We start from the raw sequence: 25980 nt of genomic DNA, 5'->3' as shown, positions 1-25980 counted from the left end.
CGTCCATCGCTGTTGGTGATTGAGGGGGAGGGGGGAAGTCGGGGCGGACGCAGCGCGGCCGTTCACCCCAGGGCATCGGCGCCGGTCCGGGCCACCAGGGCGTCCTCGTCGGGCTTTACGCCGGAGACGCCGACCGCGCCCACGACCTGGCCGTCGACGACCAGCGGGATGCCGCCGGTGAGCGTGCCGGCGAGCAGCGGTGCCGACAGGAAGGCGGTGCGGCCGCCGTTGATCATGTCCTCGTACTGCTTCGAGTCGCGCCGCCCGAGCGCCGCGGTGCGCGCCTTCTCGACCGCGATGTAGGCGCCGATCGGCGCGCAGTCGTCCATGCGCTCGAGGGCGAGCGGGTGGCCGCCGTCATCGACGACGGCGATGGTGACGGCCCAGCCCCGGTCCTGCGCAATGGCGCGCGAGGCGGTGAGGATGCGGGTGACGTCGTGCTGGCAAAGTACGGCCTTGGTCTTCAAGCGGGTTCTCCTGCTGCGGCTGGCGCACGGCCCCGTCGGGCGCGTGCGCGGGGGATGAGGGAGCGGCTGCGGATTCAGCCCAGGGCTTCGTCCACGATCTCGATCCAGTGCCTCACCGGGGTGCGGCCGGCACCGTCGAGGTGGGTCTGGCAGCCGATGTTGGCAGTGACGATGAGGTCGGGCTTGCCGCTCTCGAGGGCGTCGAGCTTGTTGTCGCGCAGGCGGCGCGACAGCTCGGGCTGTGTGATCGAATAGGTACCGGCCGAGCCGCAGCACAGGTGGCTGTCGGGCACCGGCGTGAGGCTGAAGCCGAGGCGCCCGAGCACGCCCTCCACCGTGCCGCCGAGCTTCTGCGCATGCTGCAGCGTGCACGGGCAATGGAAGGCGAGGCGCTTGTCGGCGCGGACGCCGAGTGTCTCCAGCTGTTCCTGGCCGAGCACCTCGACCAGATCCTTGGCGAGCTCGCTGACGCGCGCGGCCTTTTGTGCATAGGCCGGGTCGTCGCGCAGCACGAAGCCGTACTCCTTGACGAAGGCGCCGCAGCCGCTGGCCGTCTGCACGATCGCCTCGGCGCCGGCCTCCACCGCCGGCCACCAGGCGTCGATGTTGCGCCGGGCGCGCGCCAGGCCGGCGTCCTGGGCGTTGAGGTGGAAGTCGACCGCGCCGCAGCAGCCGGCCTCGGCCGCCGCCACCACGCTGATGCCGAGGCGGTCGAGCACGCGCGCGGCGGCCGCGTTGGTGTTGGGCGACAGGCCGGGCTGGGCGCAGCCTTCGAGCATCAGCACCTTGCGTGCATGGCGCGGCCCGGGGCGCGGCTTGGCGTTCTTGATGCGGCGCGGCAACTTGCTGGCGAGGCCGGACGGGAGCAGCGGGCGCACCGCTTCGCCGGCCTGCACCAGGGTCTTGAACAGGGTCGGGCGCGGTACGACGGTACGCAGCAGCTTGCGCTGGACCACCTCGCCGAGCGGGCGCGGCGCCCACGCCTCGATCGCGGCGCGGCCGAGGTCGAGCAGCTTGTGGTACTGCACGCCCGAGGGACAGGTGGTCTCGCAGTTGCGGCAGGTGAGGCAGCGGTCGAGGTGCAGGCGGGTGCTGGCGCTGACCTCACCGCCCTCGAACATCTGCTTCATCAGGTAGATGCGCCCGCGTGGGCCATCCAGTTCGTCGCCGAGCAACTGGTAGGTGGGGCAGGTGGCGTTGCAGAAGCCGCAGTGCACGCAGGTGCGCAGCACGCTCTCGGCGACATCGGCGCCGGGCAGGGCGCGGGCCCTTTCGCTCAGATTGGTTTGCATGAGTCGGTCTGTCCTGGCTGGGAGGGGGCTCGGAGCCTGCGGGCTCAGAGCCCGGCGTACATGCGCCCGGGGTTGAAGAGGCCTTGCGGGTCGAGCTGGGCCTTGAGCTGACGGTGATAACGCAGCAGCACCTCGGGCAGCGGGTGCAGCGGGCTGTCGGTGACGCCGGGCGTGAAGCAGCTGGCGTGACCGCCGGCCGCGGTGGCGGCCGTCCGGATGGCGTCGGCGTTAGCCTCGGTCTTGAGCCAGCGCTGGGCGCCGCCCCAGTCGATGAGCTGGCTGCCGGCGGGTAGGGCGGGGCGGCTGTCGTTGGCGACCGAAATCCGCCACAACGGGCGCGGATCCTGGAAGAAGGCGAGTTCGTGTTCGCGCAGGGCGTGCCAGAATGCGGGCGAGATCGCTTCGCCGCCGAGGCGCTCGCGCGCGGCCGCGACCGAGCCTTCGCCCCCCTCCAGGCGCAGCATCAGGGCCTCGCCGTCATGGCAGGCGGCGGTGATCGGCAGCGGCTGCTGGCCCCACTCGGCGAAGCGCTCGAGCGCGGTCTCGGTGTCCATCTCCAGGCGCAGGCTGACGCTGTTGCGCGGCTTGGGCAGGACCTTGAACGAGACCTCGGTGATCAGGCCCAGGCAGCCCAGGCTGCCGACCATCAGACGCGATACGTCGTAGCCGGCGACGTTCTTCATGACCTCGCCACCGAAGCGCAGGTGCTTTGCGCCGCCGCTGATGACGCGGCAGCCGAGCACGAAGTCGCGCACCGATCCCACCCAGGGCCGACGCGGCCCGGACAGCCCGGTGGCCACCATGCCGCCGACGGTGGCGCCGGTGCCAAAGTGGGGCGGTTCGCAGGGCAGCATCTGGCCGGCGGCGTCGAGCGCGGCCTCGACCTCGACGAGCGGCGTGCCGGCGCGCGCGGTGATCACGAGCTCGGTCGGGTCATAGCTGACGATGCCGCGATGGCCGCGGGTGTCGAGCAGCTCGCCGTCGACCGGGCGGCCGTGGAAGGCCTTGGTGTTGCCGCCCTGGATGCGCAGCGGCGCCTTGTCGGCCAGGGCGCGTTCGACGTGGGCGATGAGCGCTGCACTCAGGTCGGCACCGGGGGCCTTGCCAGAGGCGGCAGTGGTGGCGTGTTCGGGCATCAGAAACGCTCCAGTTCGGGGAAGGGCAGCTTGCCGTGGTGGACGTGCATGGCACCGAACTCGGCGCAGCGGTGCAGGGTGGGAATGTTCTTGCCCGGGTTGAGCAGGCCGTGGGCGTCGAAGGCCGCCTTCACCGCGTGGAAGAAGTTGATCTCGTCGGTGTTGAACTGCACGCACATCTGGTTGATCTTCTCGCGGCCGACGCCATGCTCGCCGGTGATCGTGCCGCCGACGGCCACGCACAGTTCGAGGATCTTGCCGCCCAGCTCCTCGGCACGTTCCAGCGCGCCGGGCTGATTGGCATCGAACAGGATCAGCGGGTGCATGTTGCCGTCGCCGGCATGGAAGACGTTGGCGACGAGCAGGCCGTAGCGCTCGGCCAGCTCGGCCGTGCCCTTGAGTACGGTCGGCAGGTGGCGGCGCGGGATGGTGCCGTCCATGCAGTAGTAATCGGGCGACATGCGGCCGACGGCGGGGAAGGCGTTCTTGCGCCCGGCCCAGAAGCGGGCGCGTTCGGCCTCGTCGCGGGCGAGGCTGACGTCGGTGGCGCCGGCGCGGTCGAGCACCGCGCGCACGCGCTCGATGTCTTCGGCCACGTCGGACTCGACGCCGTCCAGTTCGCACAACAGGATCGCCTCGGCCTCGACCGGGTAGCCGGCGTGGATGAAGTCCTCGGCGGCCTGAATGGCGAGCTTGTCCATCATCTCCAGCCCGCCCGGCACGATGCCGGCGGCGATGATGTCGCCTACCGCGCGGCCGGCCTTGTCGACCGAGTCGAAGCTCGCCATCAGCACGCGGGCGACGCGGGGCTTGGGCAGCAGCTTCACCGTCACCTCGGTGACGATGCCGAGCAGGCCCTCGGAGCCGGTGATCAGCGCCAGCAGGTCGAAGCCGGGCGCATCGAGGGCATCGGCGCCCAGCGTCATGCGCTCGCCCTCGATGGTCAGGATCTCGACCTTGAGCAGGTTATGCACCGTGAGGCCGTACTTGAGGCAATGCACGCCGCCGGCATTCTCGGCGACGTTGCCGCCGATGGAGCAGGCAATCTGGGAGGACGGGTCGGGTGCGTAGTAGAGCTCGTAGGGCGCGGCGGCCTGCGAGATGGCGAGGTTGCGCACGCCCGGCTGCACGCGCGCGTAGCGGCCCTTGGGGTTCACCTCGAGGATGCGGTTGAAGCGCGTCATGACGAGCAGCACGCCTTGTTCCAGCGGCAGTGCACCGCCCGACAGACCGGTGCCGGCGCCACGCGCCACCACCGGCACCTTGCGCGCGTGGCACAGGCGCAGCACGGCCTGCACCTGCTCGATGCGCTCGGGCAGCACCACCAGCAGGGGCGTGCTGCGGTAGGCCGCGAGGCCGTCGCACTCGTAGGGGCGTAGGTCTTCCTGACTGTGGAGGATGGCGAGATCCGGGATCGCGGCCCGCATTTCGGCATAGAAATGCGCGCGGTCGACCTGAGTCAGCGCGCCGTCGATGCGTTCGTCGTAGAGGATGTTCATCGCGGTTCTCCGCTCCCGGACTCGGGTATGGCTGGGGGCTCGTTGGGCTTCAGGGGCAGGCGCAAGGGGGCCTGCCGGTTGAATGCTAGAAGTCCCGCGCGTGACCGACCAGTGGTTTTTTACTGGTCCGACCAGTTTTTTTGATCAGGTCTAACCCTTATAGCCCACAGAGCGCAATATAATCAGAGCCGTACATGAGCTCATCGATTCAATTCGTGCCCCCATTTCTTACTGGTCCGACCACCGTGGCAGAACAACTTCAGTCCGCATCAGGAGTGCCCGAGCGGCGTCAGATCGCCGATGTCGTCGCCGAGCGCATCGAGCGGCTCATCACCGATGGGGTGCTCAAGGTCGGGCAGGCGCTGCCTTCCGAGCGTCGCCTGTGCGAGAAGCTGGGCTGCTCGCGCTCGGCCTTGCGCGAGGGGCTGCGCGTGTTGCGCGGACTGGGCGTGATCGAAACGCGCCATGGCAAGGGCTCCTTCGTCGCCCGCCTGTCCGCCGAGCGCGACACGAGCCCGCTGCTGCACCTGTTCAGCTCGCAGCCGCGCACCCTCTACGACCTGCTCGAGGTGCGCGCCCTGCTCGAGAGCGAGGCGGCCCGCCTCGCGGCGCTGCGCGGTACCGTGGCCGACTTCGTGATGATCCGCCGCCGCTACGAGGACCTGGCCGTGCGCAGCGGTGTCTGTGCGGAGGCCTCGCCGGAAGAGCATGCCCGCGTCGATCATGCCTTCCACCGCGCGATCAGCGAGGCTTCGCACAACTCGGTGCTGGTACATACGCTGCAGTCGCTGTCCGACCTGATGCTGAACAGCGTGTTCGCCTCGGTGAACAACCTCTATCACCGCCCCGCGCACAAGCACGTGATCGATCGCCAGCACCAGCGCCTCTACCAGGCGGTGGTCGAGCGCCAGCCGGAGCGTGCCGGCCTGATCGCGCGCGAGCACATCAACAGCGTGCGCGAGAGCTTCGTCGAGATCGAGCAGGAGGAGCAGCGCCTGGTGCGGGCAACGATGCGGCTCGAAGGCTGGAACTAGGGAGCGGGCCGCGGGCGTACCGAGGGCCGCACCGAGGAGTCGGCCGAGGGGCGCGACGCGCAGCCCTCGCACAAGCAGCTAGAATGCAGGTCCGTTTCCTTTGACGCCTCTAAACGGCGAGGACGATGGACGAGACCGATGCACCGTCTGTTGCGCTGCAGGATCTGATCGACTGGCTCGAGCGCGAGCCGGTCGACGATCCGGCCGTCGACCTGGCGGCCCTCAAGGCCCGCCTGCCGGTGCTGGCCGGGCAAGAGCTGCCGGTCGACAAGCGCGAGGCGGTGCTGCACGCGGCCGCGGCGCGTGTATCGGACATCACCGGGCGCCTGCGGCCGCAGTTGCTGGCGGCGCATCTGCCCTTGCCGCTGTCGCTGTACGAGACCACCGAGCAGGCCTGCAGCGCGCTGCTCGATGTGGCTGGGGCCTACGCCGATCTCGTCGACATCAGCCTGCGCCACTGGCCGCGGCGCAGCGGCGAGCTGACGGCGCTCGGTGCCCGGGGCCTGACGCTGGTCGGCGAGGTCTTTGCGCTGGCCGGCCTGGCCGCCGCCAACACCCCGTTTGGCGCCTGGCGGCTCGCCCATCGGCTGGCGCAGGCGAGCGGGGCCGCCTTCGGTGATGCCGGGGCTGCGGCGCGCATCGCCTATCTGCGCATCCTCGCCGTGGCGGTGTCGCAGCCCGATGGCCTGACCGCGCGTGAGCTGGCCTGGCTGTTCGACTTTCTCGACGAGCGCATCCTCGAGGCCGCCACCCTCGCATCGGGGGCGCCCTCCGAGGGGAGCGCCGCGTGGTGGATCGACCCGGCAGCGGATGCGGCCCCGGTGGCGCTGTCCAGGAATCCGGTGCCGGCCGAACTCCAGGGCGAGGGCAGGGTGTGGGCGTTCAACCCGCGCACCATGGCGCAGAAGCTGAGCGAGTGCATCGACTGGGTGACCGCGCACATGACCGCTGCCGAGCTGGCCGGCATGCAGTGCGAGATCGAGCCGCTGGCGGCCGACGAGGGCGGCTTCCCGCCGGGTCTGGCGCCGCTGGAGACGCTCGCCCTGCTGCGACGCCTGCGCATGCACTGGATGGCGACGCCGGTGCGCGAGCAGCCGCGACGCCAGCACCAGTACATGGTCCAGGTCTGCGTCGGGCTGAAGTCGGTGTGGGAGCTCGGCTGCGGACGCCGGGAGCAGGGGCAGGTGCTGGAGTGGGTGGTGCTCAACGAGAGCCCGGGCGGTTATGCGGTCATGAGCGTGGCCGGTGTCGCAGGCGAGGTCGAGGCCGGCATTGCGGTTGCGCTGCGGCGCGACCCCGAGCAGCCCTGGTCGGTGTGCGTCGTGCGCTGGGTGCGCAGCGAGAACCCGGGCCAGGTCGAGCTCGGCCTGCAACTGATCGGCCCGTCCTTCCAGTCGGTGCGGGTCGGCTTTCGCGGTGCGAGCAGCCCGCACCCTTCGCCGGCGCTGGCGCTGCCGGTCATGGAGCCGGTGCGCCGCCACCCCGCCATGCTCGCCCTGTCCGGCACCTACGCCTCGCGCCGCTTCGTCTTCGTGCGTGATCTGGGCCACGTCTATGTCGCCCAGGCCCGCGCCCTCGGGCTGGACATGCAGACGCCGAGCATCGAGCTGTTCCAGTACGAGATCGACCCCTATCCGATCTGAGCGGGCGACGCCCCTGTGGGGGGGAACCCTGAGGCCGGCTGCCGGACGAAGGGTATAATCCGCGGCCCGGTATCGGATCGCCCCGCTCATGCACGAAATCCTCGTCCTCTATTACAGCCATCGCGGTTCGGTGCGCGCACTCGCCGAAGAGATCGTCACCGGCATCCACCAGGTGCCGGGGGCGGTGGCGCGCGTGCGCACGGTGCCGCGGGTGTCGACCGTGTGCGAGGCGGTCGAGGACGACATTCCGGTCGATGGGCCGCCCTACGTCGAGGTGCAGGACCTGGAGCAGTGCGCCGGCCTGGCGCTCGGCAGCCCGACTCGCTTCGGCAACATGGCGGCACCGATGAAGTATTTCGTCGATGGGCTCGGCGCGGCGTGGGCGAACGGTGCGCTGGCGGGCAAGCCGGCTTGCGTGTTCACCTCGAGCGGCAGCCAGCATGGCGGCCAGGAGAGCACGCTGCTGACCATGATGGTGCCCTTGCTGCACCACGGCATGCTGCTGATGGGCATACCCTACACCGAGCCGGCGCTCGACCAGACCCGCAGTGGCGGTACGCCCTACGGGGCGAGCCACGTCGCGGGTGCGGACGGTCTGGCGGAGCTGACGGCGGAGGAAGCGATCCTCGCCCGAGCCCAGGGGCGCCGGCTCGCCGAGCTGGCGCTGCGACTGGGAGCGCGCGCATGAACCCGAAGATCTTCGTGCGCGTATCGAGTGTGGCGCTGCTCAGCCTGATCGTGCTGTGCGTGCTGTGGGAGGGCTGGCTGGCGCCACTGCGGCCGGGCGGCTCGTGGATGATCCTGAAGGCGCTGCCGCTGCTGCCGGCGGTGTTCGGCATCCTGCGTGGCAAGCGCTACACCTCGCAGTGGGTGTCGATGCTGTCGCTGCTGTATTTCACCGAGGGCGTGCTGCGTGCCGCCGATCCGGGCCTGATGGGGGTGTTTGCGATCCTCGAGGCTGCGCTGGCGGTGGTGCTGTTTCTGAGCACCATGTTCCACGCCCGCTACAGCGCGCCCTCGCGCCAGCGCTGAGCACGCCACGACACAGCAAAAGGGCCCGTCGCGGTGACGGGCCCTTTTGCTGCCGGCCGTCCGCCGTACACGACGACGGACGGCTTCGCCGGCTCAGGGGCCGACCTGAGGGTTCAGGCGGGCAGCGCCGGCGTGCAGCTTGTTGAGCGCGTTCAGGTAGGCCTTGGCCGAGGCGACGATGATGTCGGTGTCGGCCCCCTGGCCGTCCATGACGCGGCCCCCCTTCGACAGGCGCACCGTGACCTCGCCCTGCGCATCGGTGCCGGTGGTGATCGCGTTGACCGAGTACAGCAGCAACTCGCTGCCACTGGTCACGATCGACTCGATGGCCTTGAAGGCGGCATCGACCGGGCCCGAGCCCTCGGCTTCGGAGCGCTTCTCGCTGCCGCCGACCGACAGCGTGATCGCCGCCAGCGGCGTCTCGCCGGTCTCGGAGTGGAAGCGGCTGGCCAGCAGGCGGTAGTGCTCGAGTTCGGGCGTGACCGCCTCGTCGCGCATGAGTGCGGTCAGGTCTTCGTCGAAGATCTCGTGCTTCTTGTCGGCCAGTTCCTTGAAGCGCGCGAAGGCGTGGTTGAGGTGTTCCTCGCTCTCGATCTCGATACCGAGCTCGACCAGGCGGGCGCGGAAGGCGTTGCGCCCGGACAGCTTGCCCAGCACCAGCTTGTTGGCGCCCCAGCCCACGTCCTCGGCGCGCATGATCTCGTAGGTCTCGCGGTGCTTGAGCACGCCATCCTGGTGGATGCCCGACTCGTGGGCGAAGGCGTTGGCGCCGACGATGGCCTTGTTGGGCTGCACCGGGTAGCCGGTGATCTGCGACACCAGCTTGGAGGCGGGGACGATCTGCGTGGTGTCGACGCCGGTCTCGACCGGGAAGATGTCGGCGCGGGTGCGCACCGCCATCACGATCTCCTCGAGCGAGGCGTTGCCCGCGCGCTCGCCGAGGCCGTTGATGGTGCATTCGACCTGGCGCGCGCCCGCTCGCACGGCGGCGAGCGAGTTTGCCACGGCGAGGCCGAGGTCGTTGTGGCAATGGACCGACCACACCACCTTGTCGGCATTGGGCACGCGCTCGATCAGGCTGCGCAGGGTGGCGGCGAACTGCTCGGGCACGTTGTAGCCGACGGTGTCGGGCACGTTGATGGTCTTGGCGCCTGCCTTGATCACCGCCTCGAAGATGCGCACGAGGAAGTCGAGTTCGGAGCGCCCGGCATCCTCGGCCGAGAACTCGACGTCGTCGGTGAACTGGCGCGCCCAGCCGATCGCCTTCACCGCCTGCTCGACGACCTGGTCGGGCGTCATGCGCAGCTTCTTCTCCATGTGGATCGGGCTGGTGGCGATGAAGGTGTGGATGCGGCCGCGCGCGGCCGGGGCGATGGCCTCGCCCGAGCGCCGGATGTCGGCCTCGCTGGCGCGCGCCAGCGAGCACACGGTGGAGTCCTTGATCGCCTCGGCGATCGCGCGCACCGATTCGAAGTCGCCATTGGAGGCGGCGGCGAAGCCGGCCTCGATGACGTCGACCCGCATGCGCTCGAGCTGGCGGGCGATGCGCAGCTTCTCGTCGCGGGTCATGGAGGCGCCCGGGCTCTGCTCGCCGTCGCGCAAGGTGGTGTCGAAGATGATCAGCTTGTCTTTCATGGTTTGCTCCCGGGGTCGGATGGGGCGTCCTCCGCGGACGCGACGGGCTGGTCGGGCTGTGTGCTGGCGGTGTCCTCGGCGGCCGCGGACGGGTTTGACTGCGTGCCGGCGGCGTCGCTTGCCGCGGCGATCTCCTGGCGCTGCAGCTTGCGCTTGCGCCAGCGCAGCGCCCAGACGATGTAGCCGGATGCGGCATAGCCGAGGAAGAGCGCGAACAGGATGCCGGGCGGGTAGCTGGAGATGAGCGCGAAGGCCAGCACGAGCGCGATCAGCACGATGAAGGGCACGCTCTTGCGCAGGTTGATGTCCTTGCCGCTCCAGAACAGCACGTTGCTGACCATGGACACGCCGGCGAAGATGGTGAGCACGCAGGCGTACCACTGCAGCTCGGTGCCGGTGAAGCCGTTGTCCAGGCCCACCCACACCATGCCGGCGATCAATGCCGCGGCCGCCGGGCTCGGCAAGCCCTGGAAGAAGCGCTTGTCGACGACGTCGATGTTGGTGTTGAAGCGGGCCAGGCGCAGCGCCGCGCCGGCGCAATAGATGAAGGCGGCGATCCAGCCCAGCTTGCCCAGGTCCTGCAGCGCCCATTCGTACATGACCAATGCCGGCGCGGCGCCGAAGGACACCATGTCGGAGAGCGAGTCGTATTCGGCGCCGAACTCGCTCTGGGTGTGGGTGAGGCGGGCGATGCGGCCGTCGAGGCCGTCGAGCACCATGGCGACGAAGATCGCGACCGCGGCGTACTCGAAGCGGTCGTTCATCGCCTGCACGATGGCATAGAAGCCGGCGAACAGCGCCGCCGTGGTGAACAGGTTGGGGAGGATGTAGATGCCGCGGCGGCGCTTGTCGAGCATCGGCAGCGGCTGGCGGTCGGGATGGGTCACGTTGGACTGTCGCCTCCTTGGTTCTCGGACTGAGGATTCTAGCGCATGCGGCAGGCGGGCCGCGCTGCGATGGCGCCGTCAACGGAAAAGGCCGGAGCCGCATGCGCGTCCCCGGCCCTTGTCGTCACCGCGGGCAGAGCTGCCCGCGCGCGATCAGTTCTTCGACTTGTCGACCAGCGCCTTGGCCTTGATCCACGGCATCATGTCGCGCAGCGTGGCGCCGACCTTCTCGATCTGATGGTCGGCGTTCAGGCGGCGGTAGGCGGTCATGCTCGGGTAGTTGGTCTTGCCCTCGAGGATGAACATCTTGGCGTACTCGCCGGTCTGGATGCGCTTGAGCGCATTGCGCATGGCGGCCCGCGACTGCTCGTTGATGACTTCGGGGCCGGTCACGTACTCGCCGTACTCCGCGTTGTTGGAGATGGAGTAGTTCATGTTGGCGATGCCGCCCTCGTACATCAGGTCGACGATCAGCTTGAGCTCGTGCAGGCACTCGAAGTAGGCCATCTCGGGCGCGTAGCCGGCCTCGACCAGGGTCTCGAAGCCCATCTTGACCAGCTCGACGGCGCCGCCGCACAGCACGGCCTGCTCGCCGAAGAGGTCGGTCTCGGTCTCTTCGCGGAAGTTGGTCTCGATCACGCCACCCTTGGTGCCGCCGTTGGCAGCGGAGTAGGAGAGGGCGATGTCCTTGGCCTTGCCCGAGCGGTCCTGATACACGGCGATCAGGGTCGGCACGCCGCCCCCGCGCAGGTACTCGGAGCGCACGGTGTGGCCCGGGCCCTTGGGCGCGACCATGATCACGTCGAGGTCTTCACGCGGCACGATCTGGTTGTAGTGCACGTTGAAGCCGTGAGCGAAGGCGAGCACGGCGCCCTTCTTGATGTTCGGCTCGACGTCCTCGCGGTAGACCTGCGGTGCGGTCTCGTCGGGCAGCAGGATCATCACGACGTCGGCGCCCTTGACGGCCTTGCCGATCTCCTCGACCTTGATGCCGGCCGCTTCGGCCTTCGCCCAGGAAGCGCCGCCCTTGCGCAGGCCGACGGTAATCTTGCAGCCCGAATCCTTCAGGTTCTGCGCGTGCGCATGGCCCTGCGAGCCGTAGCCCACGATGGTGACCTTCTTGCCCTTGATGAGGGAGAGGTCGGCGTCCTTGTCGTAATAAACCTTCATGTCTTTCCTTTCTTGCTTAGCGGGTCGGGAGGTTGAGCGGGGTGGGGATGAATCGGTGCTGGCTCAGATCTTGAGCACGCGGTCGCCGCGGCCGATGCCACACACGCCCGAGCGCACCGTCTCGAGGATCAGTGCGGGGTCGATGGCGCCGATGAAGGCGTCGAGCTTGGTCTGATTGCCAGTGAGTTCGACGACATAGGAGGCGTCGGTGACGTCGATGATGCGGGCGCGGAAGATGTCGGTGGTGCGCTTGATCTCCTCGCGGTCCTTGCCGGTGGCGCGCACCTTGATGAGCATGAGTTCGCGCTCGATGTGCGCGGCCTCGGAGATGTCGACCACCTTGACCACCTCGACCAGCTTGTTCAGCTGCTTGGTGATCTGCTCGATGATGTCGTCCGAGCCGGTGGTGACGATCGACATGCGCGACATCGAGGCGTCTTCGGTGGGGGCCACGGTGAGCGACTCGATGTTGTAGCCGCGCGCCGAGAACAGGCCGGACACGCGCGACAGCGCGCCGGATTCGTTTTCGATCAGGAGGGAAATGACGTGACGCATGGTGGGTTCGGTTCCGCGTTCTGCTGGAGGGCGATTAGAGGTCTTCGGCCGACAGGATCATCTCGGTGAGACCCTTGCCGCCCTGCACCATCGGATAGACGTTCTCGGTCTGGTCGACCTGGAAGTCGAGGAACACGAGTTCGTTGCGGTGCGTGGTGAAGGCCTCGCGCAGCGCACCCTCCACGTCGGCCGGACGATCGACGCGGATGCCGACATGGCCGTAGGACTCGGCCAGCTTGGCGAAGTCGGGCAGCGAGTCCATATAGGACTCCGAGTAGCGGCCGCCGTGGAAGATCTCCTGCCACTGGCGCACCATCCCCAGGTAGCGGTTGTTGAGGTTGCAGATCTTGATCGGCAGGCGGAACTGCTTGCAGGTCGACAGTTCCTGGATGTTCATCTGGATCGAGGCTTCGCCGGTCACGCAGGCGACCTGCAGGTCGGGGTTGGCGAGCTTGGCGCCCATCGCGTAGGGCATGCCCACGCCCATCGTGCCCAGGCCGCCCGAATTGAGCCAGCGCCGCGGCTTGTCGAAGCCGTAGTACTGCGCCGCCCACATCTGGTGCTGGCCGACGTCGGAGGTGATGATGGCGTCGCCGCCGGTCACTTCCCACAGTTTCTGCACCACGAACTGCGGCTTGATGATCTCGTCCGAGTTCGTGTAGACCATGCACCTGCGGCTGCGCCATTCCTCGACCTGCTTCCACCAGGCGGCGAGTGCGTCGGGATTGGGGCGGGCCTCGCCGGACTCGAGCTGGCGGATCATCTCCTCGAGCACTTCCCTGACGTCGCCGACGATGGGAACGTCGACCTTGACGCGCTTGGAGATCGACGACGGGTCGATGTCGACATGGATGATCTTGCGCGGCTCTTCGGCGAAGTGCGCCGGGTTGCCGATGACGCGATCGTCGAAGCGGGCGCCGACGGCAAGCAGCACGTCGCTGTAGTGCATCGCCATGTTGGCTTCGAAGGTGCCGTGCATGCCCGGCATGCCCAGGTACTGGCGGTCGCTGGCAGGGTAGCCGCCCAGGCCCATCAGGGTGTTGGTGATCGGGTAGCCGAGCAGGCGGGTGAGCTTGGTGAGCTGTGCTGCCGCGTTGGCGAGCACGACGCCGCCGCCGGTGTAGATCATCGGGCGCTTGGCCTCGAGCAGCAGTTGCACGGCCTTGCGGATCTGCCCGCTGTGGCCCTTGACCACCGGGTTGTACGAGCGCATCGAGATCTCCTTCGGATACTCGAACTCGCACTTGTGCATCGACACATCCTTGGGGATGTCGACCAGCACCGGGCCGGGACGGCCGGTGCGCGCCAGATAGAAGGCCTTCTTCATCGTCGACGCGATGTCGCGCACGTCCTTGACGAGGAAGTTGTGCTTGACGCAGGGGCGGGTGATGCCGACCGTGTCGACTTCCTGGAAGGCGTCCTGGCCGATGGCGGCGGTGGGCACCTGGCCGGAGATGATCACCATCGGGATCGAGTCGCAGTAGGCGGTGGCGATGCCGGTGACGGCGTTGGTCGCGCCCGGGCCGGAGGTCACCAGCGCGACGCCGACCTTCTCGGTGCTGCGGGCGAAGCCGTCGGCGGCATGCACGGCGGCCTGCTCATGGCGCACCAGCACGTGACGGACCTGATCCTGCTGGAAAAGCGCGTCGTAGATGAACAGGACTGCGCCGCCCGGATAACCGAAGACGTACTCGACCTTTTCTTCCTGCAGGCACCTGATTACAATTTCGGCTCCGGACAGCACCATCGACGGCTCGCTTGTTGTTAGGGGTTTGAATAAACGCAGAACGTTACCGGCCGCCCGCAGTTTGGTCAAGGCTGGGGACGGGAGGCAGCGGGCTGTAAATGCGGGTTTTCCGACGGGCTTCGGCCTGCAGGTTTGCGGACGATTTCATGACACGCAGGAAAAGCAGGGCTGCCGATGGGCGCCCGGTGCAGGGCGGCGCAGGCAGTGTCGCTGCCACCACGACGGCCACCGCGAATCGGCAGGTCGTCGAACTCGCAGGCCTCCGGCGTCGCCTTGCAGCGATGCTTTATGAATCGATGCTGCTGCTGGGCGTGCTCGCGCTCACCTTCCTCGTCCCCTACCTGATCCTTGGCGTGGTCTTCGGCATCGCGCCCCCGGGCTGGCTGGCGTGGCTGCACATCTTTGGCGTGCTGGGCGTCTATTTCGTCTGGTACTGGCGCCGACACGGCCAGACCCTGTCGATGCAGACCTGGCGCCTGAAGATCGTCAATGCCGAGGATGGCCGCGGCGCCAGCCTGGGCCGCAGCTGGCTGCGCTATGCGCTGGCCTGGCCGTCGGTCCTGCTGTTCGGCCTCGGCCTGTTGTGGGCGCTGATCGATCGCGATCGACAATTCCTGCATGACCGCCTGGCGGGCACCTGCATCGTGCTGCTGCCGCCGCCGCCTAAGTCCTGAGCGCTCGTCGTCGCCCGTGGCCCCGGGGTTTTCCCCTCGGGCGGTGTTAGGATTCGGCCACGCTTAGCCCGCACAGGCAGGGGTGTGGTGCTCGTCGCCACAGGCCTCGCCCATGACGCACAGGAGCGCCCCCATGGAGCAAATGCTGGCCCACGGGCCGTATGCCGAGTTCGCGCTTCTGCTGATCATTTCGGCGGTTGCGGGCGCCATTGCCGTGCGCCTGCGCCAGCCGGTGCTGATCGCCTACATCGTGGTCGGCATTCTGGTCGGGCCGGCGGTGTTCGGCATCGTCCAGGCGCACGAGCAGGTCGCGCTGCTGGCCGAGATCGGCGTCACGGTGCTGCTCTTCGTCGTCGGCCTCAAGCTCGACCTGCACCACATCCGCCACATCGGACCGGTCGCCCTGGCGACCGGTCTGGGCCAGCTCGCCTTCACCATCGTGTTCGGCTTCGTGCTCATCCTGCTCATGGGCAAGGGCCTCATGGAGGCGATCTACGTCGCCGTGGCGCTGACCTTCTCGAGCACCATCATCGTGGTCAAGCTGCTGTCGGACAAGCGTGAGCTCGACTCGCTGCATGGTCGCATCGCGGTCGGCTTCCTGATCGTGCAGGACGTGGCGGTGGTGCTGGCGATGATGGCGATGAGCGCGCTGCGCGGGGCCGGCGATGCGGACGTCGTCGAGGTGGCGGGCTCGCTGGTGCTGCGCCTGGTGGCGGCTGCGGTGCTGATGTACCTGCTGATGCGCTACGTGCTGCCCAGGCTGGTCGAGGCGATGGCGCGTTCGCAGGAGTTGCTGCTGATCTTCGCCATCGCCTGGGGAACGGGCCTGGCCGCCTTGGGCGAGTGGGCGGGCTTCAGCAAGGAGGCGGGCGCCTTCATGGCGGGTTTCTCGCTGGCCTCGACGAGCTACCGCGAGGCGATGAACGCACGCCTCACCGGCATTCGCGACTTCATGCTGCTGTTCTTCTTCATCGACCTCGGCTCCAAGCTCGATTTTTCCACGCTCGGCGGCGAGATCTGGCCGGCAGTCGTGCTGTCGGTGTTCGTCCTTATTGGCAATCCGCTGATCGTGATGGCGATCATGGGCTACATGGGTTACCGCAAGCGTACCGGCTTCCTCGCCGGGCTGACGGTGGCGCAGATCAGCGAGTTCTCGATCGTGTTCGTCGCCATGGGCATCACGCTCGGCCACGTCGGGGTGGAGGCGCTCGGCCTGACCACGCTGGTGGGCCTGGTGACGATCATGATGTCGACCTACATGATCCTGTTCTCGCATGCGCTGTACGACAAGCTCGCGCCCTGGCTCGGCGTGTTCGAGCGCAAGCGCCCGTTCCGAGAGCTCGCGGTCGAGCGCCAGGGACGGCCGGCGGGGCAGCCGGACATCATCATCTTCGGCCTCGGCCGCTATGGCTCGCGCCTGATGAGCCAGCTGCGCAGCGCGGGCATCGAGGTGCTCGGCGTCGACTTCGATCCGGAGACGGTGCGCGCGCTGCGCAAGCTGCGTCAGCCGGTGCGCTTCGGCGACGGCGAGGATCCGAGCTTCCTCGAGTCGCTGCCGCTCGAGCACGCGCGCTGGGCGATCACCACCTTTCCGCAGTGGGAGTCCAACCGCGCCTTCCTCAATGCGCTCAAGGAAGCGGGCTTCGGTGGCCGCATTGCCGGGGTGGTGCGGGACGACCTGCACGGTGATGAACTCGGGGCGGCCGGCGTGGAGCGGGTGCTGAATCCCTTCACCGATGCCGCCGACTATGCGGCGCGCACCTTCGCCGCCGAGATCGCCTTCGAGCAGGTGCATCGCAAGGACGCGCGGTCGCCCGAAGCGGTCGCGCGTCCGGAGGCGGCAGGGGACCACGCCGCCGCCGCTGAGCCCGCCGTGGCGCCCGCGCAGTCGAAACAAGGAGCCTGAAGGATGAAGCCGCTACGCACCATTCTCGCCCCCACCGACCTTTCCGCACTGGCCCGCCACGCCGTCGTGCGCGCGGCGCTGATTGCGGCCGACTCGGGGGCACGGCTCACCCTGCAGCATGTGGTGAGCATGGGGTCGCTCGACGCGCTGCGCCATCTCATCGATGGTGGCACCGGTGATGTCGAGCAACGCCTGCTCGATGCGGTGCGCGGGGAGGTGCAGGCGCTGGCGGCCGACATGGGCGCCGCGCATGGTGTCGTGCCCGACATCGCCCTCGCTGTCGGCGCGGTGCTGTCCGAAATTGCCAGTCATGCCGACGCCATCGACGCCGACCTGCTGGTGATGGGGGCGCGTGGGGCCGGCTTCATGCGCGAGCTGCTGATCGGCTCGACCACCGAGCGCGTGCTGCGCAAGAGCACGCGGCCCTTGCTGGTGGTCAAGCAGATGGCGCACGAGCCCTATCGCCGCGTGCTGGTGCCGGTGGATTTCTCGGCGCGCGCGCTGCATGCGCTGCACGTGGCGCAGCAGGTGGCGCCGCAGGCCGAGCTCGTGCTGCTGCACGCTTTCGAGGTGCCCTTCGAAGGCAAGCTGCGCTACGCCGGGGTGGAGGACAGTGCGCTCTCGGGCCTGCGTGCCAATGCCGGCCGCGAGGCGAGTGCGCGCATGAACGAACTGGTCGCCGCGGCCGGGCTCGATGCGCACAAGGTGCGACGTGTCGTGGTGCACGGTGAGGCCACCAGCCGCATCCTGGAGCAGGAGCAGGAACAGGACTGCGACCTGATCGTGATCGGCAAGCGCGGCCTCGGCGTGATCGAGGAGATGCTGCTCGGCAGTGTGACCAAGCACATCCTCGCCCAGTCCGCTGCCGATGTGCTGGTGGCGGACCGCGATATCGCCTGAATGGCGGCGCTTGCATAGCCCCGGCAATCCGGCGTGGCCGTCGCCGGCCTGTGCGCCGCCCGCCGCCCGGCGTACACTCCCGGCCAGGCGACCCTGCCCGTGTGTATTGCCCCTGCGCTTTGCCCGTGCCTGCCGCGGGCGCCGGAGAAAGAATGAGAACCGAACACGCCCCGACGATTCAGCGCGCCGACTACCGGCCGCTGCCCTGGACGGTCGAGACCGTCGACCTGCATTTTTGCCTCGACGCCGAGGCCACACTGGTCACCAACCGCATGGTCTGCGTGCGCCAGTCCAGCGCCGGAGACGGCCCCATCCAGCTCTGGGGCGAGGCCCTCGAGCGCGTCGCCTTGACGGTCGATGGGGGGGCGCCCGCCGGGCTGCGCGAGCATGGCGCCCTGCTCGAGATCGATGCCGAGGGCGAGCGCGTCGTGATCGAGGTCCAGACCCGGATCAATCCGCGCGCCAACACCACCCTGTCCGGCCTCTACCTGTCGGCAGGGGGCTTCTTCACCCAGTGCGAGGCCGAGGGCTTTCGCCGCATCACCTACTTTCCCGACCGGCCGGACGTGATGGCGCGCTACACGGTCACCCTCGAGGCCGAGCGCGCGCGCTGCCCGGTGCTGCTGTCGAACGGCAACCTGCTCGAGCAGGGCGAACTGCCGAATGGCCGCCACTACGCGAAGTGGGAAGACCCCTTCCCCAAACCCTCCTACCTGTTTGCGCTGGTGGCGGCGAAGCTGGTGGCGCTCGAGCGCAGCGTCACCACGATGTCCGGCCGCGAGGTGCTGCTGCAGGTGTGGGTGGAGGAGGGCAACCTCGATCGCTGCGAGCACGCCATGGATTCGCTGGTGCATTCGATGCGCTGGGACGAGGAGACCTTCGGCCTGGAGCTCGACCTCGACCGCTTCATGATCGTCGCCGTGACCGATTTCAACATGGGGGCGATGGAGAACAAGGGGCTCAACATCTTCAACACCAAGTTCGTGCTCGCCAAGCCCGACACCGCCACCGACGTCGATTACGAGCACGTCGAGAGCGTGGTCGCGCACGAGTACTTCCACAACTGGACCGGCAACCGCGTCACCTGCCGCGACTGGTTCCAGCTCACCCTCAAGGAAGGCCTCACGGTGTTCCGCGACCAGCAGTTCTCGGCCGACATGCTGGCGCGCGCGGCCGGCCCGGACGGTGCGGCCTCCGCGCGTGCAGTCAAACGCATCGACGACGTGCGCGTGCTGCGTGCGGCGCAGTTTCCGGAGGATGCGGGCCCGATGGCGCACCCGATCCGTCCCGACAGCTACCAGGAAATCAACAACTTCTACACCGCCACGGTGTACGAGAAGGGCGCCGAGGTCATCCGCATGCTGCACACCCTGCTCGGGCAGGAGGGCTTCCGCAACGGCATGGACCTCTACTTCAGCTATTTCGACGGCCAGGCGGTGACCTGCGACGACTTCGTGGACGCGATGTCGGAGGCCAACAACGGCTTCGATCTCGACCAGTTCATGCGCTGGTACAGCCAGGCCGGTACGCCGCGGCTCAAGGCGAGCGGCAGCTGGGATGCCGGCCACGGCAGCTACACCCTGACGCTCGCGCAGCACACGCCGCCCACGCCCGGGCAGGAACAGAAGGCGCCGCTGGTGATCCCGGTCGCGCTCGGGCTGATCGGTCCGGACGGGCGAGATCGCCCGCTGCAGCTCGAAGGCGAGGCGCAGCCCGGTGCCGGCACCCGCGTGCTGCGCCTGACCGAAAGCGAGCAGCGCTTCCGCTTCGTCGGCCTCGACGCCGAGCCTGTGCCCTCGCTGCTGCGCGGCTTCTCGGCGCCGGTGATCCTCGAGCTCGACGAGGACGATGGCCGGCTGGCGTTTCGCATGGCCCACGACAGCGATCCCTTCAATCGCTGGGATGCGGCCCAGCGCTACGCCGAGCGGGTGATCCTGGCGCGTGCAGCCGACCCTGCAGCGGGGCTGCCGACGGCGTTCCGCGCCGCCTTCCGCAGCCTGCTCAGCGACGAGGCGCTCGACCCGGCCTTCCGCGCCCAGGCGCTGGCGCTTCCTGCGGAGCCCTACCTGCTCGAGCGCATGTCGCCGGCCGACCCGGCCGCGCTACGCGCCGCCCTCATCGACGTGATGGCCACGCTCGGGCGCGAGTTGGCCGCCGACTGGCTGCAGGTGCTCGACCGCATGCAGGTCGCCGGGGCCTACCGCTACCACCCCGGCGACGCCGGACGGCGGGCGCTGGCCAACCTGGCGCTGCGCTACCTGGCCGCCGGCGGCGACGCCGTGGGGCTGGCGCGAGCCGAAGCGCACTTTGCCCAGGCGACCAACATGACGCAGCGCTTCGGCGCCCTGGCCGCGCTGGTGCAGAGCGCCAGTCCGGCGCGCACCGCCGCGCTCCAGGCCTTCCACGCCCGCTACCGCGACGATGCGTTGGTGCTCGACAAGTGGTTCGCGCTGCAGGCCGGCGCCTGGCGCTGGGATGCGGCGGCCGCGCCGACGCTGGATCGTGTGCGGGTGCTGCTGAGCGATCCCGCCTTCAGCCTGTCGAACCCGAACAAGGTGTCCGCGCTGCTGGGCAGCTACTTCCGGGCCAACCCGGGCGAGTTCCACCTCGCCGACGGCAGCGGCCACGCGTTCTGGGCCGATCAGGTGATCGCCCTCGATGCGCGCAATCCGCAGGTGGCGGCGCGCATGGCCCGCGCGCTGGAGAACTGGCGCCATTTCACGCCGGCCCTGCAGGCCAGCATCCGGCCCCAGCTCGAGCGCGTGCTCGCAAGCGCGGGGCTGTCGGCCGACGTCGCCGAGATCGTCGGCAAGGCGCTCGCACAGTAGGCGGGCGCTGCGGGTGTTTAAACGCAGAACGCCGGGCTCATCACCCGGCGTTCTGCATTGCGCCGTGACGCCAGTGCGTCAGGGCTGGCGTTCGGCAGGCGTCAATTCGGTGGCAAGATCGCCCGCGATGTAGCTCTCGAGATGCTTGATGGTTTCCTGCTGGTGGCTGACGATGGACTTCACCATGTCACCGATGGTGACGATGCCGAGCACCTTGCCGTCCTCCACGACCGGCAGGTGGCGGAAGCGCTTCTCCGTCATTGTCGCCATGACCTCGTCGACCATATGGCTCAGTGTCACGGTTTGCGGGTTGGCGGTCATCAGGTCGCCGACCTTCACGTCGCGCGAGATCAGGCCCTTGAGCACGACCTTGCGCGCATAGTCGCGCTCGGTGAAGATGCCCACGAGCCGCTCGTCCTGGGTGACGAGCACCGAGCCGATGTCGAACTGGGCCATCAGCGACAGCGCATCGAACACCGAGTCGGTGGGGCGGACCGCATGGAAGGTGCTGCCCTTCTGTTCGAGGATCTGTCTTACGCTTGTCGTCATCTTCCTACTCCCCCAACGTCGTTGATGTATGCGCCGCGAGCTTCCGGCGTTCTTTGTACACGGGTTTTAACCACAACTGCGTGCCGATGCAAGGGCGGGCGAACCCTGATTCGGGCTCGCCGCTCAGATCTCGAGGTTGTCGATCAGGCGGGTCCTGCCGAGCTTTGCGGCGGCGAGCACCACCAGCGGGTCATTGAGGTGTGCCGGCGGCTGCAGGTCGGCGCGGCGGCGTACGGCGATGTAGTCAGGCTGCCAGCCTGCCGCCGCGAGGGTGGCCATGGCGTCGGTCTCGAGCTTGAGCAGGTCGTGGTCGCCCGCGCGCACGGCATCGCGGATGCCGCACAGCAGACGGTAGAGCAGGGGCGCCCGGGCGCGCTCGTCGGCGCTCAGGTAGCCGTTGCGCGAGGACAGCGCCAGGCCGTCCTCGGCACGCACGGTGTCGCCGGGGATGACTTCCACCGGCATCGCCATCTCGCGCACCATGTTCGACAGCACCATCAGCTGCTGGTAGTCCTTCTTGCCGAACAGGGCGAGGTCGGGCTGCACGATGTTGAGCAGCTTCATGACCACCGTGGCCACGCCGCGGAAGTGACCGGGGCGGAATTCGCCCTCGAGGATCGAGACCTGGGCGGGCGCCGGTTCCACGTGGTAGCGCTGGGGCTCCGGGTACATGACGTGCTCGTCGGGCGCGAACAGGTGCTTCACGCCCGCGGCCTGCAGCTTCTCGCAGTCGGCGGCGAAGGTGCGTGGGTAGCGGTCGAAGTCCTCGCCGGCGCCGAACTGAAGGCGATTGACGAAGATGCTGGCGATGACGCAGTCGGCGCGCTCGCCGGCCTGGCGCATCAGCGTGATGTGGCCCTCATGCAGGTTGCCCATGGTCGGGACGAAGGCGACCTTGCCGGCCCCGGCGCGCGCGGCGCGCAGGCTCTCGATGGTTTCGTGGATCTGCATGGTGGACGGGCTGGGGCGTGTAGGTGCGAAGGTTGGGGAACGTGGGGTAAGGGGCTGGAGGTCTGGCGGAGGCCGCGCGGCGCCCGCCACCTCGCACGGGCGACTCAGTAACCGTGTTCGGGCGCCGGGAAGCTGCCGTCCTTGACCGCGGCGGCGTAGCGCGCAACCGCGTCCTCGATGCTGGTCGCACCCTCCATGAAGTTGCGCACGAAGCGCGCCGTCTTGCCATGGAAGATGCCGAGCATGTCGTGCAGCACGAGCACCTGCCCGTCGCAACCGCCGCCCGCGCCGATGCCGATGGTGGCCATGCTGTGCAGGCTGGTGGTGATCTCGGCGGCGAGCTGGGCGGGCACCATTTCCATCACCATCAGGGCGGCGCCGGCCTGCTCGAGCGCCAGCGCATCGGCCTTCAGCCGCGCCGCGCCTTCTTCGCTGCGACCCTGCACGCGGTAGCCACCGAGCTGGTGTACCGCCTGCGGCGTGAGGCCGATATGGGCACACACGGGCACGCCACGCTCGACCAGGAAGCGGATGGTGTCGGCCATGAAGGCGCCGCCTTCGAGCTTGACCATCTGCGCGCCGGCGGCCATCAGGCGCGCGGCACTACGCATCGCCTGCTCGCGGTTCTCGTGGTAGCTGCCGAAGGGCATGTCGGTCAGGATGAAGGGGCGGGCGTGGGCGCGCGCCACGCATTCGGTGTGGTAGGCCATGTGTTCGAGCGTGACCGGCAGCGTCGATTTCTGTCCCTGCAACACGTTGCCAAGCGAGTCGCCGATCAGGATGCTGTCTACCCCGGCGCGGCCAAGCAGGGCAGCGAAGCTGGCGTCATAGCAGGTCAGCATCGCAATCTTGCGGCCTTCGGCGCGCATCTTGCCCAGTTCGAACAGGGTTACCGGCTTTTGATCCTGGAGGTAGCTCATTCATCACTCCTGAAGGGAGCCCGAAGTTTTCACCAAACTGGTGCATTGCACAAGTGCATTGCCCGGATTGCTTTGCCGCCGGGCGCCCAGGATGGGGCGCGTCAGCCGGCGTAGCCGAAGAACTCGCGATAGCTGCGCATCTCGCGCAGGCGCTCGAGCAGCAGCTCGAAGTCCTCGTCGCGGTCGACCGGGTTGAGCACCCCGGCGTCAACGACGAACAGCGGGGCGGCATCGTACTGGTAGAAGTAGCGGGTGTAGCGGTTGGCGACCTGCTCGAGATAGAGCTCGGTGATGCGGCGCTCGGCATCCAGGCCGCGCCTGCGGATGCGCTCCATCAGGGTGTCCGGGCGCGCCTGCAGGTAGATCACCAGGTCGGGCCTGGGCGGCGCGCTGCGCTGCATGTTGTCATGCACGCGCTGGTAGAGCGCGAGCTCGTCCGCGGCGAGGTTCTGCTCGGCGAACAGGCGGTCCTTGTCGAGCAGGAAGTCCGACACCACGCGCCGCTCGTCGCCGATCGGGCCGAGCGCGGCGAGCTGATCCAGGCGCTGGAACAGGAAGGAGATCTGCGTCGCCATCGCCCAGCGCTCGGGTTGCTGGTAGAAGCGCGCCAGGAAGGGATTGTGCTCGGCCTGCTCGAGCAGGGTTTCGGCCTGCAGGCGTTCGGCCAGGCGGCGGGCGAGCGAGGTCTTGCCGGCGCCGATCGGGCCTTCGACGACGATGTAGCGGGCTTTGTCGAGCATGCGGGGCCGCCTTCGCTAACTGCGAAAGATGAAATAGACGGCACCGAGCATACACAGCGCGGCCCACAGATAGTCAAGCTTGATCGGCTGCTTCATGTACAGCACGACGAAGGGCACGAACACCAGCAGGGTGATGACCTCCTGCATGATCTTCAGCTGCGGCAGGCTGAGGGCGGTGGCGCCGATGCGGTTGGCCGGCACCTGCAGCAGGTATTCGAACAGCGCGATGCTCCAGCTCACCAGCGCAGCGACGTACCACGCCCTGCTGTGCATGTTCTTCAGGTGCCCGTACCAGGCGAAGGTCATGAACACGTTGGAGGCCGTGAGCAGCAGCGCGGTCTGCAGCCAGACCGGGCTGGCGGTGGCGGCCGAGGTGGCGGACTGGAGCCAGGCGGGCATGATGGACTTCGCGGGCCAAAGGAGCGAACGGGGGGGGTGGGCGCGGCGCTGCCGCCTCAGGAGGTGTGCGATGCGCGTGCCGGCAGGCGCTCGATGGCTTGATCGCGCACGCTGGGGAGCAACTCGGCGACGCTGCCGTGGCCGGGGATGCGGGCCGTGGGGGCGATCTCGGCCAGCGGCACCAGGGTGAAGGCGCGCTGGTGCATGCGCGGGTGCGGGACCTGCAGCGTGGGCAGATCGATGATCTGCTCGCCGTACAGCAGCAGGTCGAGGTCCATGGTGCGCGGCGCCATGTGGTAGTCGCGCACGCGCCCGCCCTCGTGCTCGATGGCGAGCAGGGCTTCGAGCAGCGCAGGCGCGGTGAGCGCGGTATCGACCGCGATCACGGCGTTGATGTAGTCGGGCTGCCCGTCGACCCCGATCGGGGCGGTGCGATACAGCGCCGAGCGTGTGACGACCTGGGTGCCCGGCAGGCGGCCGAGTCCCTCGAGTGCCAGCGCGAAGGCAGCCCCGGGCTCGCCCAGGTTGGCGCCGAAGGCGATGTAGGCACGCACCGCAGGCGAGGGCTTCATGCCGCTTCCGGAGCGCTGCTGGCGGTCTCTGCCGGCTTGCGTCGGCGGCGACGGCGCTTCTTTGCCGCGGGGGCCGCGTCGGCCGGTGCCTGGCGGATCAGGGCCTCGCGGTCATCATGACCGGCGTGGGCGAAGCGGTCCCACCAGTCGACGAGCTCCATCGGGATCTCGCCCGACTGCGCACGCAGGCGCAGGAAGTCCCAGCCGGCGCGGTAGCGCGGCTGTTCGATGAGGCGGTAGGGCGTCTTGCCGGCGCGCTTGTCGAAACGCGGCTGCAAGGCCCAGATGTCCTTGATGTCGCCGACGATGCGGCGGGTAATGGCCAGCTTGCCGGCCTGGGCGTCGAGCACTTCGTCCATGGCCTCGAACAGTGCCGGCTGGCCGTGCTCCCCGGCGGCCTTCCTGCGCTCCCAGGCGGCCAGCACCTCGTGCCACAGCAGGGTGGCAAAGAGGAAGCCGGGCGACACCGACTTGTCCTGGCGCACGCGCTCGTCGGTGTTCTCCAGCGACAGCCAGACGAAGCGCTCGCCCATCGGCTGCTCGAGGATCACGTCGAGCAGCGGCAGCAGACCGTGGTGCAGGCCTTCCTCGCGCAACTGCTGCAGGCACTTCACCGCGTAGCCCGAGAACAGCAGCTTGAGCATCTCGTCGAACAGGCGGGCGGCGGGGACGTTCTCGAGCAGCACGGCCATGTCGCGGATCGGATGGCGCGCCGCGGGGTCGATGTTGAGCCCGAGCTTTGCCGCCAGGCGCACCGCGCGCAACATGCGCACCGGGTCCTCGCGATAGCGGGTGCGCGGATCGCCGATCATGCGCAGGGTCTTCTGCTGGATGTCGGCGACGCCGTGGTGATAATCGACGATGGTTTCGGTGCCCGGATCGTAGTAGAGGGCATTGACGGTGAAGTCGCGTCGGGTGGCGTCTTCCTGCTGGCTTCCGTACACGTTGTCGCGCAGCACGCGCCCGTGCTCGTCGGTTTCGGTCGATTCGGCGTCCTGGCCGGCGCGGAAGGTGGAGACCTCGATCGTCTCCGGGCCGCTCATCACATGGACGATCTTGAAGCGGCGGCCGATGATGCGCGAGCGGCGGAAGGCGGCGCGCACCTGCTCGGGTGTGGCGCTGGTGGCGACGTCGTAGTCCTTGGGCGGATGGCCGATGAGCAGGTCGCGCACTGCGCCGCCGACCACGAAGGCCTTGAAACCCTGCTCCTGCAGCACTGTGCACACCTTGCGCGCGGCGGGTGAGAGCTGTTCGCGTCGAATGCCATGGCGTTCGACCGGGATGAGGGCAGGTTCGTGGCGTGCGGGATGCGCCGGGCGCTTGAAAACCTTGCGCAGCAGCTTGCGGATCATCGGTAGGAGAGGCGTTCTTGCATAAGGACGCAATGATAACCGATCGCCCGTGCGGCGCGTGGCGGCGTGTCCGCCGCGCGCCGGCGTGCAGG

The 25980-nt window shown here is 68.6% G+C and carries 24 protein-coding genes; 8 read left to right on the top strand and 16 right to left on the bottom strand.

Annotated elements, in window-relative coordinates; translation table 11 throughout:
* Nucleotides 1-62: 62 nt before the first annotated feature.
* From ACMV5O_RS18040 to glcD, 4 genes are all read right to left on the bottom strand, one after another.
* Nucleotides 63-467, bottom strand: coding sequence for a heme-binding protein (locus ACMV5O_RS18040; RefSeq protein WP_416164773.1), 405 nt, complete (start codon nucleotides 465-467; stop codon nucleotides 63-65).
* A 74-nt stretch (nucleotides 468-541) separates the two neighbouring features.
* The gene (glcF, locus tag ACMV5O_RS18035; RefSeq protein WP_416164772.1) at nucleotides 542-1759 is read right to left on the bottom strand and encodes a glycolate oxidase subunit GlcF; all 1218 of its coding nucleotides are present in this window, start codon (nucleotides 1757-1759) and stop codon (nucleotides 542-544) included.
* A 44-nt stretch (nucleotides 1760-1803) separates the two neighbouring features.
* Nucleotides 1804-2895: a glycolate oxidase subunit GlcE gene (glcE, locus tag ACMV5O_RS18030; protein ID WP_416164771.1), complete on the bottom strand. Its 1092-nt coding sequence runs from the start codon at nucleotides 2893-2895 to the stop codon at nucleotides 1804-1806.
* Nucleotides 2895-4394 carry a glycolate oxidase subunit GlcD gene (gene glcD, locus ACMV5O_RS18025; RefSeq protein WP_416164770.1) on the bottom strand — a complete coding sequence of 500 codons (1500 nt, stop codon included), beginning with the start codon at nucleotides 4392-4394 and terminating at the stop codon, nucleotides 2895-2897. The genes glcE and glcD overlap by 1 nt, the downstream gene beginning before the upstream one ends.
* 245 nt (nucleotides 4395-4639) lie before the next feature.
* Between glcD and glcC the strand changes: the two genes are divergently transcribed.
* The 4 genes from glcC to ACMV5O_RS18005 all read left to right on the top strand — a co-directional run bounded on the left by glcC (nucleotide 4640) and on the right by ACMV5O_RS18005 (nucleotide 8103).
* Nucleotides 4640-5428, top strand: coding sequence for a transcriptional regulator GlcC (glcC, locus tag ACMV5O_RS18020; RefSeq protein WP_416164769.1), 789 nt, complete (start codon nucleotides 4640-4642; stop codon nucleotides 5426-5428).
* A 125-nt stretch (nucleotides 5429-5553) separates the two neighbouring features.
* The gene (locus ACMV5O_RS18015) at nucleotides 5554-7071 is read left to right on the top strand and encodes a hypothetical protein (protein ID WP_416164768.1); all 1518 of its coding nucleotides are present in this window, start codon (nucleotides 5554-5556) and stop codon (nucleotides 7069-7071) included.
* Nucleotides 7072-7159: 88 nt separating this feature from the next.
* Nucleotides 7160-7759: an NAD(P)H:quinone oxidoreductase gene (gene wrbA, locus ACMV5O_RS18010; protein WP_416164767.1), complete on the top strand. Its 600-nt coding sequence runs from the start codon at nucleotides 7160-7162 to the stop codon at nucleotides 7757-7759.
* Nucleotides 7756-8103 (top strand): DUF2069 domain-containing protein, encoded by a 348-nt coding sequence (locus ACMV5O_RS18005; RefSeq protein ID WP_416164766.1) that lies wholly within the window; start codon nucleotides 7756-7758, stop codon nucleotides 8101-8103. The genes wrbA and ACMV5O_RS18005 overlap by 4 nt, the downstream gene beginning before the upstream one ends.
* A gap of 93 nt (nucleotides 8104-8196) precedes the next feature.
* Here the strand turns inward: ACMV5O_RS18005 and ACMV5O_RS18000 are convergent, their stop codons facing one another.
* From ACMV5O_RS18000 to ACMV5O_RS17980, 5 genes are all read right to left on the bottom strand, one after another.
* Entirely contained in the window at nucleotides 8197-9738 is a 1542-nt protein-coding gene (locus ACMV5O_RS18000; RefSeq protein ID WP_416164765.1) for a 2-isopropylmalate synthase, read from the bottom strand.
* Nucleotides 9735-10595, bottom strand: a complete 861-nt coding sequence (gene pssA / locus ACMV5O_RS17995) for a CDP-diacylglycerol--serine O-phosphatidyltransferase (protein ID WP_416164775.1) — start codon at nucleotides 10593-10595, stop codon at nucleotides 9735-9737. The genes ACMV5O_RS18000 and pssA overlap by 4 nt, the downstream gene beginning before the upstream one ends.
* 183 nt (nucleotides 10596-10778) lie before the next feature.
* The gene (gene ilvC, locus ACMV5O_RS17990; protein WP_324541003.1) at nucleotides 10779-11795 is read right to left on the bottom strand and encodes a ketol-acid reductoisomerase; all 1017 of its coding nucleotides are present in this window, start codon (nucleotides 11793-11795) and stop codon (nucleotides 10779-10781) included.
* A 63-nt stretch (nucleotides 11796-11858) separates the two neighbouring features.
* The gene (ilvN, locus tag ACMV5O_RS17985) at nucleotides 11859-12350 is read right to left on the bottom strand and encodes an acetolactate synthase small subunit (RefSeq protein WP_324541005.1); all 492 of its coding nucleotides are present in this window, start codon (nucleotides 12348-12350) and stop codon (nucleotides 11859-11861) included.
* A 34-nt stretch (nucleotides 12351-12384) separates the two neighbouring features.
* The gene (locus tag ACMV5O_RS17980; RefSeq protein ID WP_416164764.1) at nucleotides 12385-14097 is read right to left on the bottom strand and encodes an acetolactate synthase 3 catalytic subunit; all 1713 of its coding nucleotides are present in this window, start codon (nucleotides 14095-14097) and stop codon (nucleotides 12385-12387) included.
* A 146-nt stretch (nucleotides 14098-14243) separates the two neighbouring features.
* Between ACMV5O_RS17980 and ACMV5O_RS17975 the strand changes: the two genes are divergently transcribed.
* The 4 genes from ACMV5O_RS17975 (at nucleotide 14244) to pepN (ending at nucleotide 20405) form a co-directional block, all read left to right on the top strand.
* The gene (locus tag ACMV5O_RS17975; RefSeq protein WP_416164763.1) at nucleotides 14244-14771 is read left to right on the top strand and encodes an RDD family protein; all 528 of its coding nucleotides are present in this window, start codon (nucleotides 14244-14246) and stop codon (nucleotides 14769-14771) included.
* Nucleotides 14772-14904: 133 nt separating this feature from the next.
* Nucleotides 14905-16677, top strand: coding sequence for a cation:proton antiporter (locus ACMV5O_RS17970; protein ID WP_416164762.1), 1773 nt, complete (start codon nucleotides 14905-14907; stop codon nucleotides 16675-16677).
* 3 nt (nucleotides 16678-16680) lie between these two features.
* Complete coding sequence (locus ACMV5O_RS17965) at nucleotides 16681-17577, top strand: universal stress protein (protein WP_416164761.1); 897 nt, start codon at nucleotides 16681-16683, stop codon at nucleotides 17575-17577.
* Between the two features lie 152 nt (nucleotides 17578-17729).
* The gene (pepN, locus tag ACMV5O_RS17960) at nucleotides 17730-20405 is read left to right on the top strand and encodes an aminopeptidase N (RefSeq protein ID WP_416164760.1); all 2676 of its coding nucleotides are present in this window, start codon (nucleotides 17730-17732) and stop codon (nucleotides 20403-20405) included.
* Between the two features lie 78 nt (nucleotides 20406-20483).
* Here the strand turns inward: pepN and ACMV5O_RS17955 are convergent, their stop codons facing one another.
* The 7 genes from ACMV5O_RS17955 to pcnB form a co-directional block, all read right to left on the bottom strand.
* Nucleotides 20484-20954: a CBS domain-containing protein gene (locus ACMV5O_RS17955; protein ID WP_324541017.1), complete on the bottom strand. Its 471-nt coding sequence runs from the start codon at nucleotides 20952-20954 to the stop codon at nucleotides 20484-20486.
* Nucleotides 20955-21077: 123 nt separating this feature from the next.
* Nucleotides 21078-21905, bottom strand: coding sequence for a pantoate--beta-alanine ligase (gene panC / locus ACMV5O_RS17950; RefSeq protein WP_416164759.1), 828 nt, complete (start codon nucleotides 21903-21905; stop codon nucleotides 21078-21080).
* A gap of 104 nt (nucleotides 21906-22009) precedes the next feature.
* A complete protein-coding gene (panB, locus tag ACMV5O_RS17945) occupies nucleotides 22010-22825 on the bottom strand; it encodes a 3-methyl-2-oxobutanoate hydroxymethyltransferase (RefSeq protein ID WP_416164758.1) in 816 nt (271 codons plus the stop codon).
* A gap of 101 nt (nucleotides 22826-22926) precedes the next feature.
* The gene (locus ACMV5O_RS17940; protein ID WP_416164757.1) at nucleotides 22927-23565 is read right to left on the bottom strand and encodes a deoxynucleoside kinase; all 639 of its coding nucleotides are present in this window, start codon (nucleotides 23563-23565) and stop codon (nucleotides 22927-22929) included.
* A gap of 15 nt (nucleotides 23566-23580) precedes the next feature.
* Entirely contained in the window at nucleotides 23581-23964 is a 384-nt protein-coding gene (locus ACMV5O_RS17935; RefSeq protein ID WP_416164756.1) for a DMT family protein, read from the bottom strand.
* A gap of 56 nt (nucleotides 23965-24020) precedes the next feature.
* Nucleotides 24021-24536 (bottom strand): 2-amino-4-hydroxy-6-hydroxymethyldihydropteridine diphosphokinase, encoded by a 516-nt coding sequence (gene folK / locus ACMV5O_RS17930; protein ID WP_416164755.1) that lies wholly within the window; start codon nucleotides 24534-24536, stop codon nucleotides 24021-24023.
* Entirely contained in the window at nucleotides 24533-25888 is a 1356-nt protein-coding gene (gene pcnB, locus ACMV5O_RS17925; RefSeq protein ID WP_416164754.1) for a polynucleotide adenylyltransferase PcnB, read from the bottom strand. Before pcnB ends, folK begins: the two co-directional genes overlap by 4 nt.
* Nucleotides 25889-25980 lie beyond the last annotated feature (92 nt).

The sequence above is a fragment of the Thauera sp. WH-1 genome, assembly GCF_047806685.1.
In the GTDB taxonomy this organism is placed as follows: domain Bacteria; phylum Pseudomonadota; class Gammaproteobacteria; order Burkholderiales; family Rhodocyclaceae; genus Thauera.
This window is presented reverse-complemented; position numbering and strand designations above follow the sequence as displayed.